General features: G+C 47.2%; 11 protein-coding genes. 5 read left to right on the forward strand and 6 right to left on the reverse strand.

What is annotated here, in order from left to right; translation table 11 throughout:
* Window positions 1–142 precede the first annotated feature (142 nt).
* On the reverse strand, window positions 143–1,456 hold the full coding sequence (locus tag ACU37H_RS01550) for an ammonium transporter (RefSeq protein ID WP_472702600.1): 1,314 nt from the start codon (window positions 1,454–1,456) through the stop codon (window positions 143–145).
* Window positions 1,457–1,603: 147 nt separating this feature from the next.
* Between ACU37H_RS01550 and ACU37H_RS01555 the strand changes: the two genes are divergently transcribed.
* Window positions 1,604–2,182 (forward strand): GNAT family N-acetyltransferase, encoded by a 579-nt coding sequence (locus ACU37H_RS01555; protein ID WP_472702601.1) that lies wholly within the window; start codon window positions 1,604–1,606, stop codon window positions 2,180–2,182.
* Between the two features lie 170 nt (window positions 2,183–2,352).
* Here the strand turns inward: ACU37H_RS01555 and ACU37H_RS01560 are convergent, their stop codons facing one another.
* Together ACU37H_RS01560 and ACU37H_RS01565 are read right to left on the reverse strand one after the other, a co-directional pair.
* Window positions 2,353–3,558, reverse strand: coding sequence for a pyridoxal phosphate-dependent aminotransferase (locus tag ACU37H_RS01560; RefSeq protein WP_472702602.1), 1,206 nt, complete (start codon window positions 3,556–3,558; stop codon window positions 2,353–2,355).
* A gap of 82 nt (window positions 3,559–3,640) precedes the next feature.
* Complete coding sequence (locus tag ACU37H_RS01565; protein WP_472702603.1) at window positions 3,641–4,054, reverse strand: DUF1573 domain-containing protein; 414 nt, start codon at window positions 4,052–4,054, stop codon at window positions 3,641–3,643.
* Window positions 4,055–4,850: 796 nt separating this feature from the next.
* On the opposite strand from ACU37H_RS01565, the gene ACU37H_RS01570 reads away from it, so the two are divergent.
* A complete protein-coding gene (locus ACU37H_RS01570; RefSeq protein WP_472702604.1) occupies window positions 4,851–7,241 on the forward strand; it encodes an alpha-ketoacid dehydrogenase subunit alpha/beta in 2,391 nt (796 codons plus the stop codon).
* A 20-nt stretch (window positions 7,242–7,261) separates the two neighbouring features.
* Here the strand turns inward: ACU37H_RS01570 and ACU37H_RS01575 are convergent, their stop codons facing one another.
* The 3 genes from ACU37H_RS01575 to ACU37H_RS01585 form a co-directional block, all read right to left on the reverse strand.
* Complete coding sequence (locus ACU37H_RS01575; RefSeq protein WP_472702605.1) at window positions 7,262–8,260, reverse strand: SDR family oxidoreductase; 999 nt, start codon at window positions 8,258–8,260, stop codon at window positions 7,262–7,264.
* A gap of 168 nt (window positions 8,261–8,428) precedes the next feature.
* Window positions 8,429–9,334, reverse strand: coding sequence for an NmrA family NAD(P)-binding protein (locus ACU37H_RS01580; RefSeq protein ID WP_472702606.1), 906 nt, complete (start codon window positions 9,332–9,334; stop codon window positions 8,429–8,431).
* A gap of 219 nt (window positions 9,335–9,553) precedes the next feature.
* Complete coding sequence (locus ACU37H_RS01585; RefSeq protein WP_472702607.1) at window positions 9,554–10,168, reverse strand: hypothetical protein; 615 nt, start codon at window positions 10,166–10,168, stop codon at window positions 9,554–9,556.
* A gap of 231 nt (window positions 10,169–10,399) precedes the next feature.
* Between ACU37H_RS01585 and ACU37H_RS01590 the strand changes: the two genes are divergently transcribed.
* The 3 genes from ACU37H_RS01590 to ACU37H_RS01600 all read left to right on the forward strand — a co-directional run bounded on the left by ACU37H_RS01590 (window position 10,400) and on the right by ACU37H_RS01600 (window position 14,118).
* A complete protein-coding gene (locus ACU37H_RS01590; protein WP_472702608.1) occupies window positions 10,400–10,816 on the forward strand; it encodes a helix-turn-helix domain-containing protein in 417 nt (138 codons plus the stop codon).
* 201 nt (window positions 10,817–11,017) lie between these two features.
* Entirely contained in the window at window positions 11,018–12,586 is a 1,569-nt protein-coding gene (locus ACU37H_RS01595) for an adenine methyltransferase (protein ID WP_472702609.1), read from the forward strand.
* The gene (locus tag ACU37H_RS01600; protein ID WP_472702610.1) at window positions 12,526–14,118 is read left to right on the forward strand and encodes a type ISP restriction/modification enzyme; all 1,593 of its coding nucleotides are present in this window, start codon (window positions 12,526–12,528) and stop codon (window positions 14,116–14,118) included. The genes ACU37H_RS01595 and ACU37H_RS01600 overlap by 61 nt, the downstream gene beginning before the upstream one ends.
* The last annotated feature ends 17 nt before the right edge of the window (window positions 14,119–14,135 follow it).

Genomic DNA, 14,135 nt, shown 5'->3' on the forward strand with positions numbered 1-14,135 from the left:
GCGGGAAACGATCTCCGGCATGCAGGGCTTCATGATATAGCGACATTCCGCTACGGGGTGGATCAGTGATCGGGCCTAAGAAATTCAATAAAAAAGTGCAAACCGGAATACGGCTTGCACTTTCTATAGATCAGTTCAGTTATTATAAGCTTTCGCCTAATTGGCTCATATCAAGACCTTCCGCTTCTTCTTCTTCGCTCACTCGTAAAGGCGTGATCAGATCGGTAATTTTTAAGATGATCATTGTCATAATAAATACCGCTACCAATACACCGATCGCCACCAGCAAGTGGGTAGTGAACAGCTTGGTCTCACCAAAGAACAGGCCTTTATCTGCAACAGCCGAGTTGATACCAGGACTTGCAAACACCCCTGTAAGGATCATACCTACGAGACCACCTACACCGTGACAAGGGAATACATCCAGTGTATCATCAATGCTGGTGCGGGTTCTCCATTCTACCATCAGGTTGCTCACGATCGCCGCTACTACACCAATCACTAATGCGTGTGCCAGGCTTACAAAACCAGCAGCCGGAGTGATCGCTACCAGACCTACTACAGCACCAATGCTGGTTCCCATAGCAGAAGGTTTTTTACCTCTCAATGCGTCAAAGATGATCCATGCAAAAGCTGCAGCACCTGAAGCTACTGCTGTTGTGGCCAGCGCAATAGCTGCCAGGTTATTAGCGCCCATGGCAGAACCGCCGTTGAAACCAAACCAGCCAAACCACAGCAGACCCGTACCTAATAATACATAAGTGATACGCGCAGGCTTCATTTCCTGGTCGGTTCTTTTTCTTAAATAGATGGCACTCGCTAAAGCGGCTACCCCGGCGCTCATGTGAACCACCGTTCCACCCGCGAAATCAAGTACACCCAGGTTGAATAAAAATCCTTCCGGATGCCAGGTCATGTGAGCCAGCGGTGCGTAGATGAATATAAAGAACAAACAAATAAACAGGATATAAGAAGTGAAACGAACGCGCTCAGAGAAAGCACCTGTTACCAGGGCCGGCGTGATGATCGCGAACTTCAGCTGGAAGAAAGCAAATACGGCCAGTGGCACGGTAGGTGCCAACGACCAGGGCTTACCATCCAGCACCCCATTCATAAACATGAAAGTGGAAGGGTTACCGATAAAACCTCCGATATCGTCCCCAAAAGCCAGACCGAATCCGAATACCACCCAAAGGATCGACACGATGGCCATACAAATAAAACTTTGTAACATTGTGGAGATCACATTTTTCTTTTTAACCATGCCTCCGTAAAAGAACGCCAGGCCCGGTGTCATGATCAATACAAATGCAGCTGAGGTGAGCAGCCAGGCCGTGTCGCCGGTATTAATGGCGGGATCGGTGGGGCTCTCGACAGGATTGTGGCCCATGAATAAGCTCAGGACAGTTACTAACACAAGCAGTAGAAAAGGAACAATAGCCAGTTTTTTGGTCATGTGCATAATTGTAGAGGTTTTATATTAAAAAAATAAATAATAACTATTATTTCTTGTTAAAAAGCTATTATTTATCCAAAAATATAGATTTTGGTTTGAAATAAATTGTACTATTGATAATTATTTTCAAATATATTTTATCATAATATGAAGATTATCAGAGCGGATGTGCGTTTTGCCGGGCAGATCAAGGACATTTATGCGCCTTTTGTTACAAACGGGTATGTCACTTTCGAGACAGAAGTGCCGAATGATGAAACGTTTACGCAAAGAATCGTTCACTATAGTGCAAAATATCCCTGGCTTGTGATGGTAGCGGATGGCCAGGTGCTGGGATATGCCTATGCATCTGCCTACCGCGAGCGCATCGCCTACCAATGGGCCGTGGAATGTTCGGTCTATGTGAGCCCCGGACATAAGAAAAAGGGCATCGCTTCTAAACTATACAACGCCTTGTTCGAATTGCTTAAAGCGCAGGGCATCTATAAGGTTTTTGCAGTGATCACAGTTCCGAATGAGGAAAGTGTGGGTTTTCATGAACGTTTCGGCTTTAAGTGGTTTGCTACCTACACGAATGTGGGATACAAATCGGGCAAATGGTGTGATGTGGGTTGGTGGGAATTGATATTGCAAGAGCCTGGTGGAACACCTCCCACCCCTCCGGTTCCAGCGCCTGAATTGGATCCGGATCTGGTCGAAGAGATATTGAAGCGGTACAGCGGGTAATGGCAGTAAAAAGGAATCGGGATATCTTAACTCCGTTCGCACATGTTTGATGGGGTCGATGCCTAATCAATCTTCAACACAACGAAATTCCTCCCCACCCGTGCCGTTCGGGCGGGGGTCCGTTTCACTGCGCTCGGAACGACGAGACCGGCCGCACCGTCTCATTCTTTTTATTTCACCGGCGTCACGCCGGGATAGACTTTCAAAGCCTGCTCCAGGCAATCCATCGCTTTATCGATCGCTTCCCTGTTGATGACGTAGGCCAACCGGATCTCATTGCGACCCAGGCCGGGCGTAATGTAAAAGCCTGTAGCAGGGGCAAACATAGCCGTCTGGTTATTGTAGGAAAAGTCCTCCAGCATCCATTGGCAAAAACGGTCCGCATCATCGATCGGAAGCCGCGCTATCGCGTAAAAGGCACCTCCCGGATTAGGACAGAACACGCCTTCAATCTTATTAAGTCGGCTGACCAACAGATCGCGCCGGGCCATGTATTCCGCCTTTGGTTCGTCAAAAAAATGATCAGGCAGATCCACCGCCGCCTCTCCCAACACCTGCTCCAGGCCGGGCGGACTCAGGCGGGCCTGCGCAAATTTCAACACCGCGTCATACAGGAACTTGTTTTTGGTCACCAATGCACCAATACGTGCACCGCAGGCGCTGTATCTTTTGCTGATCGTGTCCAGCAGCACAGCATGCTCTTCCAGGCCCGGAAGCTGCATTACACTGGTATGCGGCTCGTCGCCATAACAAAATTCGCGGTAGGCTTCATCGCTGAAGAAGTACAGGTCATTTTTTTTACAGATCGCGCCAAGCGCGGTCATTTCTTCTTTGCTATATAAATAGCCCGTAGGATTGTTGGGCGTACACACCAGGATCGCTTTGGTTCTTGGTGTGATCACTTTTTCAAACTCACTGGGTGGAGGCAGCATAAACCCGTTATCAATCGAAGATCGGATCGGCACTACGTTCACGCCTGCTTCGCAGGCAAAGCCAATATAATTGGCATACAGCGGCTCGGGTATGATCACTTCATCGCCGGGATTCATGCAGGCGAAAAAGGAAAAGATAATGGCTTCGCTGCCACCGGTCGTGATCAACACCTGGTCATACGTCACATCAAAACCTTTATCCGAATAATACCCTGCCAGCTTGCGGCGATAGCTTTCGTTACCCGCGCTATGACTATATTCCAGTATCGGCATATTGAGATTCCGCACGGCGTCCATAATGGCCGGAGGCGTTTCAATATCCGGTTGCCCGATATTCAGGTGATAAACGGTAATTCCCTTCTTTTTAGCAGCTTCTGCATACGGAACCAGCTTTCTGATCGGAGAAGCCGGCATCTGAATACCACGTTGCGATACGGTAGGCATTATTAATTGGAAAGTTTTAGGTGTTGAAAAAATGAACCCCTCCAAGAATCTGAAGGGGCTTAAAAAAAGAATATACTGAAATTTATTTTTTAGCTACCACTTCGCCGGTAAAGTAGACGATTTTTGGCTCGTTGTATCCCGCCAGGTAAATCTCTACATCTTTATTAACAGGTCCGGCGCTGGGCGCACTATAAGCAACTTTAATTTTACCGGTCTTGCCAGGCATGATAGGCTCTTTCGGCTTTTCAGGAACGGTACATCCGCAACCGGCCATCACACTTTTCACTACCAATGGCTTTTTGGTCTGGTTAACAAACTCCATATAAAAAGTAACAGGCTGCCCCTGAGGCACTTTACCAATGTCGTACTTTTCTTTAACCATGCTGATAGCCGCATCTGCTGAAGTAGCAGCGTTTTTAACACTTGCTGTCTGCGCATTCACCATATTCAGAGAGAGCGCAAAAAAGAGCGATAGGATAAGGCCGATTTTTTTCATGTGTTTACTTTTACTGTTTTCTTTGTCACATATGATCCGCCAGGTTATTGTCGTTACAGACCGTAGGCTGATAGCATGTGTTTATTTTATTGGTTGATCCAGGTGAAACATTATCAGATAAAGCAAATCCTGAACCAAGTTGCTTTGCTACGTGAAGAACAATCGGCCACAACAATTGTTCGATAATGGTCCGTCTTTCTTCCTATTGATCAAAGCAGGCACAAAAGTATTTAAAAAGATGGAACATCCCGTGGTAAAGTTGCATTAAAAATGAATAGTTTATTTTTTAATAAGGCGAATCCGCTTCATTGTCAACAAAACGAGATTCCTCCCCGCCCGTACCATTCGGGCTGGGGCTTCGTTTCACTTCGCCCGGAACGACGAACCTGAAACGACCGTCATGGTGAGCGTAGCGGAGCCGAACCATCTCATCCCCATTGAATGAGATTTCTCCCCGCCCGTACCGTTCGGGCGGGCGCTCGCTTCACGTTGTTACGCTCGGTCGAAACGACGGGTAAAACGTGCTCCCTATGATCGTCATGGTGAGCGCAGCGGAGCGGAGTCGAACCATCTCATTCCCATTGAACGAGATTCCTCCCCGCCCGTACCGTTCAGGCGGGGGCTTCGTTTCACTTCGCCCGAACGACGAATAATAATTTTACGTCACCCCAAACCAACACCTCTCTCACATCCCCCTTCGCCCCTGGCTTTTACATTTTGCAGACATAACACGTATACTAAAATGTTGATTAATACGTTATATTCACATATTAACGCATCTACCTATTTTTGTCGAATGGATATATTACACTCCGGACCTTCAGAGCCGAATGAAATGCTGTCTTTTGAGAAGTTTAAGGACGGTGTTTTGCATGACTACTACGTAACTTGCCTCAGCCGTGAAACCAGTCTTCTTTCCCGTAAAGAAGTCCTCACCGGTAAAGCCAAATTTGGAATCTTCGGGGATGGAAAAGAAGTGGCCCAGGTGGCTGCTGCCAAATTTTTTAAACCGGGTGACTGGAGAAGCGGGTATTACCGCGACCAGACCATGATGTTCGCCATGGGCGAGTCTACCCCCCAACAATATTTCGCGCAGCTATATGCTGATGCTGACCCACAGCGGGAGCCTTTCAGTGCCGGCCGACAGATGAACTGCCACTATACCAGCCGCAACGTAGAGGCAGACGGCGAGTGGGCCAACCTCATGGAGATCAAAAATACCTGTACGGATATGTCTTCCACCGCTTCGCAGATGCCGCGGTCGGTCGGTATAGGTCTGGCTTCTAAATTATTTCGCGAGGTAGACGATCTCAGGCAGTTCAAGCACTTATCCGACAATGGTAATGAAGTCTGCTTCTGTACCATCGGGGATGCTTCCACCAGTGAAGGACACTTCTGGGAAGCCATCAACGCCGCCGGCGTATTGCAGGTGCCGCTCGTGGTATTCGTGTGGGATGATGGCTATGGCATTTCTGTTCCGCGGGAATACCAGACCACCAAGGGCTCTGTTTCCAAAGCATTAAAAGGTTTTGAAAAAGAAGAAGGCACCAACGGCTTTTATATCGCAGCGCTCAAAGGCTGGGATTATATGGGCATGGTGGAAGCTTTTGATGAAGGCATACAATTAGCACGGCTCACGCATACGCCCGTAATCTTTCATATCGAAGAACTGACACAGCCGCAGGGGCACAGTACATCGGGCAGTCACGAACGTTACAAGACCAGCGACCGCCTTTCCTGGGAAAAGGAAAGAGACTGCCTCACCAAGATGAAGGCCTGGATCCTGGAAAATGCATTAGCCGATGAATCGCTACTTGAAAAGATCGAGCAGGACGCACGGCAAAACGTCAAAGAAGCGCGGGACAAAGCCTGGAAAGAATACCAGGCGCCTTTACGGGAACTCACGCAAAAAACCAGCGAAGTGATCGAAGCACTCGTGCCCGATAACCTCGAGCATGAAGACGAGCTGCGGAAGATCGCCAAAGACCTGAGGTCTTTAAGAGAGCCGCTGCGCAAGAACAGCCTGCAGAGCCTGTTTAAAGCGCTGCTGTTGTGTGGCGATAAGGCCACCAGCGAAGCAACCAATTATCATGCTGAGCTGCAGAAAGAAGGCAGCACGGTCTACAATACCTATTTATATGATGACGGGCCCAAAAGCGCACTGCGCGTAACGCCCGTAGCGCCGGTCGTGACCGAAGCCTCTCCCTCGCTGAACGGCTACCAGATCATCAACCGTTATTTCGACGGCGTGTTTGCCAGCAATCCCAAGGTCATTGCTTTCGGTGAAGACCTCGGACAGATCGGTGATGTGAACCAGGGCTTTGCCGGACTGCAAAAGAAATATGGCGACAAAAAAATATTTGATACCGGCATCCGCGAACTGACCATTATGGGCAAGGGCATCGGTCTGGCTTTAAGAGGCCTGCGTCCGATCGCGGAGATCCAGTACCTCGATTACCTGGTCTACGGATTGCAGCCGCTGACAGATGATGTGGCGTCCTTGTTTTACCGCAGCGGCGGCAAACAAAGCTGCCCGCTGATCGTGCGCACCCGCGGCCACCGCCTCGAAGGGATCTGGCACAGCGGTTCGCCCATGGGCATGATCATTAATGCCGTAAGAGGTATGCATGTTTGTGTGCCGCGCAACTTCGTGCAGGCAGCCGGTATGTACAACACTTTATTACAAAGCAATGACCCCGCTATCGTGGTCGAAAGCCTCAATGGCTACCGCCTTAAAGAAAAGTTACCCGATAATCTCAACGAGATCGCCGTGCCACTGGGCATTCCGGAGATCTTAAAAGAGGGAACGGATATCACTATCGTGAGTTACGGCTCCACCATCCGCGTGGTGCAGCAGGCCATGAAGCTGGTTGAGCGACTCGGCGTCAGCTGCGAGCTGATCGACGTGCAGACCCTTCTGCCTTTCGACCGGAACCACATGATCCTTGAATCATTAAAAAAGACCAGCCGCATTGTATTTGTCGATGAAGATGTGCCCGGCGGAGCTGCCGCTTACATGTTCAACAAAGTGATGGAAGAGCAGGGTGGCTATCGCTACCTCGATGTGGCGCCGCGCACCATTACGGCTAAAGACCACCGTCCCGCCTATGGCAGCGACGGTGACTACTTCAGCAAGCCCAACGCCGAAGAAGTAGCGGCCGTACTGATCGAAATGATGAAGGAATAAAGAATAGCCCGCTATCCGGATCAGGGTTGCCCCTCTCCCCCGGCCGCACCATATACCTGACCATTGGCAAAGCTGGCATCGCTGGCCGCCAGTTGCACAAAAATAGAAGCCAGTTCTGCCGGTTGACCGGGCCTTCCCAACGGTGTTTGTCCGCCAAACTGTTGCAGCTTCTCCTGCGTAGCGCCGCCGGATACCTGCAAGGGCGTCCAGATGGGGCCGGGCGCCACACCATTCACGCGGATGCCTTTCGGTCCCAGTTGCTTCGCGAGCGATTTCACATAATTCATCGTAGCCGCCTTCGTCTGCGCATAATCATACAGGTCGGGAGACGGATCATAGGCCTGTACCGATGTGGTGCCGATGATCGCCGAGCCCGGTGGCAGGTGGGGCAGCGCCGCTTTAATGATCCAGAAAGGCGCGTAGATATTCGTTTTCATCGTCCAGTCAAACGCTTCGTTGGTGATATCCAGGATCGACTGCTTCGCCTGCTGTCGCGCGGCATTGCAGACCAGGATATCCAGTCCGCCCAACCCTGCGACTGCCTTTTGCACCAGCTCACGGCAAAATGCTTCATCCCTCAGGTCACCGGGAATCGCCACCGCTTTGCGTCCGGCCGCCTTGATCAGGGCCACCACTTCCTTCGCGTCCGGTTCTTCTGTAGGAAAATAATTGATCGCCACATCCGCACCCTCGCGTGCATAGGCAATCGCTGCGGCACGCCCGATGCCCGAATCACCGCCCGTGATCAGCGCCTTGCGGCCTTGCAGGCGACCCGACCCTTTATAGGTTTGCTCGCCGTGATCCGGCTTTGGTTTCATCTCGCCTGCCAGGCCCGGCCAGGGCTGTGACTGGCGTTCAAAAGGAGGCTTTACATATTTTTTCGTGGGATCTTCCAGTCCGGCTGCCGGGGTTCCCGAAGAAGCCGACTGACCATATACCGGGTCGATCGCCGCGGCGGCCAGTCCCGTACCCAAGCCCATCAGGGCTTGTCGTCTCGACATGATATTCTCTTTTTTCATTTGTTGTTTTTTTATGTTTTTAATGGTCACATAGCAAACGCTCAATCATCATCTTTTTGGGTACGAAGAGCTTTTATCGCTCCTTTCATAGATCTGTTTTTATTGTATGCTTATTATTTATTTGTTGCTGTATCAATGTTCGTTAGTCTAACATTCATCATCCGACTGTTACGGTGAGCTTGCCGCGGCCCCGCCAGCCGAAGGGCTTTTCGCCGCACTACCAACGACCCGGTTGATATATGCCTGCAGCGTCGTCCGCCCCTTCACCACACCGCTCACCGTAGTGCCCTGTTCAAACGCCCGCAGGCTTACGGCTGTCATTCCCGCGTAGGAAGCGGCCGCTTTTTCCGAAAAGCCGATCGCTTTGAAAGTGGCTTCCCATTGATCTTCCGGGATCACAGTCACCGTCACCGGACGGTTCAATGCCGTTGAAAAGGCATCAGCCACGTCTGCGGGGCTGTATCGTTCCGGTCCTTCAATCGAATGCAGGGTGCCCTCTTCCTGTCCCGTCATCAGCCGCGCCCCCAGCTCGCCGATATCCTCCGGTGCCACCATGGGCATTTTTATCTCAGCGGGGTAAAAAGACATCAATTCACCGCGCTCGATCACTTCGGGGAGCAAACCCACCCAATTGCTCATGTAGTAAGCCGGGCGAATGATATGATGCGGGATGCCCAATGCGGCTACGGCCTGTTCCAGCTCGTACAACACGCCCAGGTCACCGATACCGGTACCTTCCTGCGCGCCCATGGTAGATTCTAATACTACTCTTTTCACACCGCTGTCTTTCAAGGCTTCCGCCAGCGAATGGGCCGTGCGACGTTCGGCTGTGTCCGTATCCGTTGAAGGATCTGCGGGCGGGTTCAGCAGGAAGACCGAACTGCCTGTGCGGAAGATCTCGCGTAGTGCGGCCGTGTCTTTTACATTCGCCACGGCCAGTTGTGCGCCCTGGTTCTGCCAGGTCACAGCCTGTTCGGGGTTGCGGGAAATGATGGTTACGGGTTCATGCTGTTGTAATAAGGCCCTGGCTACGGCTGACCCTACCCGGCCGGTGCCTCCGGTAATGATATGCATGGTAATCGGTTTTGAGGGTTTACATGATGCAGGCGCCGGAGATGGAAGGCCAGCTGGCCGGAGCCTGCATTAAGGCAGGTACAATTACCATGCCTCGCGTGGGTCAGGCCAACAGCTCATCTTATTGGAGATCAGCCATGCGGAACATAAAAGCCGATGACGCGTCATATTGAAAAGCAGCTTACAGTAAAGGGGCTTAGGCGGGTCTGGCAAAAACGTCTATCTGCGCTCCTCCTGAAAATATCCGTATACCGCGTGTAGGAAATGGCGCATCAGGCGCAACCATAAAAGCAGCTGCACCCGGTCTCTCAGCAAACGGCCGTCATTGAACAGGTTGAGTGTTCCCGGCTCCATCCCCGGAATGAACCGGTTGAAATGGGGACTGTTGGAGATCGCCGTCGCAGACAACAACAGCGGGTTCAGGAGTGCCGGAAGACTGACGCAGCGAACGATATCAGCGATCCGGGCATATTCTATGCTGTGTTGATCTACAGGCGGCCAGTCACAGCCGGGATAGTGATGCAGCTCTTCACCAAACAGCTTCCAGCAACTGTTGATCAGAACAAACAGGCGGGCAGCCGTGACAGTCGACCGCCCCCTGGTTTGCCGCCACTCGCCCACCCGGTATTGCTGCATCAGGCGGGGAAGTTTCAGGAACTCCCGGAAGGCGGTGCGGTCTTTCAGCTGGCCGAGCCAGAGCAGGATCCCATAGGTAAGGACTTCTTCGTCATGATTAGTGAATATGATGCGAAACGCCAGGACTGCCTGGTCGCTTGTGATGCTCATGGGTTCCGGGTCATGATTGTTTGTGTTGCGTTCGCTTTTGGTTGCCATATCAGTTAGCAATTTTTAAACGAAAAATGGAAAACCGGCCATCAACGGCCTTTACAGACAAATGCGTCTTCATGGGTCAGCCGGTTTTCCTCTTATCCTTCATCGTGTAAATCAAACGCAATTATTGTGGTATCCCACCTGTTTTGTCTTGTAATTTACAGTTATGAAACAGTATTTTACCTAAATTTGACCCTGGATGATCATTTAGCTATAACACTTACATTTGTGCTTATGACCAGTACCAAACATCCCAAAAAAATTCATGAAGGACGTAATGTGAAGCGTATCCGGGAGATGCTGGATATCAAGCAGGAAACCCTGGCATACGAATTGGGTGACGACTGGAACCAACAGAAAATATCCCTCCTAGAACAGAAAGAAACGATCGACATGCCCCTACTCCAACAATTATCCGATGCCTTAAAAGTTCCTGTAGAAGCCATACAGAACTTCGATGAAGAAAAGGCGGTGAACATTATTTCGAATACATTTAATACAAATGACAGCGCCATCGGCCTTATCATCCATAACCATAATCCTATTGATAAAATCATCCAACTGCACGAGGAAAAAATGGCTTTGTATGAAAGGATGTTGAAAGAGAAGGAGGAGATGATGGCGAGGTTGGAGAGGCTGATGGAGAAGTGATATAGAACGCTTATTTATCGACCAATGGCATACGAGTGTTTTGTTAAATAGACGATTGTAAGGCTACCTGCAAATGATGTAAGTAAAAGACTTACTCCAAATACCTACGGCTTATGTGAAAATACACTAATAGTTTATCCCCGACAAATATTATCTTACAATATGAAGTTTATCCGTATAAAACTAATCTAAAAGTACTTAATGACCATTGATCAATATTTAGACAAAATAAACCAACGCTACAAGCTTGGAAACTCCACAGAACACTCATTCCGCGGCGATCTACAGCAATTAATAGAGAGTTTAATACCTAATATTAGCGCCACTAACGAGCCCAAACGGCAAACCTGTGGTGCGCCGGATTACATCCTGACTAAAAAAGATGTACCTGTTGGCTTTATTGAAGCCAAAGACATTGGCGATAAAGATTTAGACGGGACTAAGAAAACGGGAAATAAAGAACAATTTGATCGCTATAAAGCGTCTCTTGAAAATTTGATCTTTACCGATTATTTAGATTTTCATTTATACCGTAATGGTGTCTTTGTTACAAAAATTGCCATTGGAGAGATTGCTGGAAACCAGATCAACCCAATTCATGAAAACTTTTCTTCTTTTGAAAATTTAATCAAGGATTTTGCCACGCACATCGGCCAGACCATCAGAAGCCCGAAGCGATTAGCGGAAATGATGGCAGGTAAAGCACGTTTACTTTCTGATGTTATCGAAAATGCCTTGACAAGTGATGAATTAACAAATGAGAATAGCACATTAAAAGATCAAAAAACCGCTTTCAAAGAAATATTGATACACGACATAACGCCCAAAGGGTTTGCCGATGTATATGCCCAAACTATCGCATACGGCCTGTTTGCCGCACGTTTACATGACCCAACATTGCCCACATTTAGCAGGCAGGAAGCCGCTGAACTGATCCCCAAAACCAACCCGTTTTTGCGCAAGCTGTTTGGCTATATTGCCGGCCCCGATATAGACGACCGTATTAAATGGATCGTAGATAGCCTGGTGGACATATTTTTAGCCTGCAATGTAGAAGATATCTTAAAGAATTATGGCAGAGGCACAAAAACCGAAGACCCCATCATTCATTTTTACGAAACTTTTTTAACTGAATATGATCCTCAGATTCGTAAAAAAAGAGGTGTTTGGTACACGCCTGCACCGGTAGTAAATTTTATTGTACGTGCCGTAGATGATATTTTAAAAACAGAATTTGACTTACCACAAGGATTGGCAGATACCAGCAAAACGAAAATAAAGCGCAGTATCGAAACAAAATCTACTTCCGATATGCGCAGCAAGATAAGAACTGAAATAGTGGAAGAAGAGGTCCACAAAGTTCAGATACTTGACCCGGCAACAGGTACAGGCACTTTTTTAGCGGAAGTGGTAAAACAAATACATAAAAAGTTTGAAGGACAACAAGGCATTTGGAGTAACTATGTAGAAAAACATTTATTGCCCAGGCTAAATGGTTTTGAACTGCTGATGGCAAGCTATGCGATGGCGCATTTACAGTTGGACTTGTTATTGACTGAGACAGGTTACAAACCAAGCAGCAACCAGCGGTTGCGTGTGTACCTCACCAACAGCCTTGAAGAAAGTCACCCGGATACAGGAACGCTTTTTGCGAACTGGCTAAGTACTGAGGCCAATGAGGCTAACAGGATTAAACGAGATACACCTGTATGTGCATTATCGGAAATCCGCCGTATTCAGTTAGTAGCACGAATAAAGGCGAATGGATAGAAAAACTGATTAGCGATTACAAAAAAAATTTAAATGAGAAAAGCTATAATTCCCTTTCTGACGATTATGTAAAATTTATACGCTACGGTCAACATTTCATTGAGAAAAATGGAAATGGCATTTTAGCATTTATATCCAATAATAGTTTTATTGATGGTATTGTTTTCAGACAAATGCGAAATAATTTATTGCAATGTTTTGATTTTTCCTACATTTTTGACCTACACGGCAATTCCAAGAAAAAAGAAACTGCTCCAGATGGAAGTGCTGACCAGAATGTATTTGACATTATGCAAGGTGTCTCAATCAATATTTTTGTGAAAACAGGAAAGAAAAAAGCCAATCAATTAGGAAAGATTCTTCATTTTGATTTGTTTGGAAAAAGAGATTTTAAATATGACTTTCTAAATCAAAACAATCTAAAAACTATTAACTGGCAACAACTACAATTTGATGATAATAATTTCTTTTTTGTTCCAAAAGATTTTGAACGGAAAGAAGAGTATGAAAAAGGAATTAAGATTGATATACTTTTCCCAACAAATAGTGTAGGAATTGTAACGTCAAATGATTCCGTTCTAATTGGTTTTAATAAAGAGGATTTAGAAAACCAAATTGTTGATTATTACAACATACAAGTTAACAAATCATTGCTTATGCAAATGGATTATAGAACATTTGATAAGAGATTTATCTACTATGACACATCTTTAATTGACAGAGCACGTGATAAAGTAATGAAACATTTATTGAAAGATAATATTGCTTTAAATATTCCTAAGCAAGCAATTAAAGGTTTCAAACACACTTTTGTTGGTAATAATCCTTGTGATAAGAATTTTATAGATTCAGCAGGACAATTTGGTGCTGGAAATTCATTTCCACTCTACCTCTACCCCGAAAAGACCAACCAAATAACAACGGATATTAAGCCCGAAAGAATCCCCAACCTAAATATGGATATTGTGGCGCAAATAGCTAAGGGTTTAAATATAAAATTTGAAGCGGAAGACAATGTCAATGTGAAAGATGTGATAGAAGGGCTACCTCTCCATTTCGGCTCTGAAAATTTATTAGATTATATCTATGCGGTATTGCATTGCCCAACCTACCGCGAAAAATATAAAGAGTTTTTAAAGATAGATTTTCCACGAGTACCTTATCCGAAAGAACCCAGTCAATTTTGGAGATTGGTAAATAAGGGTCAACAACTCAGGCAATTGCATTTGCTCGAAACTCCGGTAGTGGAACAATACATAACGCAATACCCTATAGATGGTGATAATATGGTGCATAAGCCTGTTTATAAAGATGGGAGTGTTTACATTAACGATACGCAGCACTTTACCAGGGTGCCAGAGGTTGCTTGGAATTTCTACATCGGTGGTTATCAACCGGCTCAAAAATGGTTGAAAGACCGCAAAGGAAGAGCATTAGAGTTTGACGATATTTTGCATTATCAAAAAATAATTGTGGCGCTTACGGAAACCGATAAATTAATGAAGGAGATTGATAAGATAGGTTTTGAATGATATTTTAATGAACTATA

Source organism: Niabella sp. ZPM-14 (assembly GCF_055693045.2).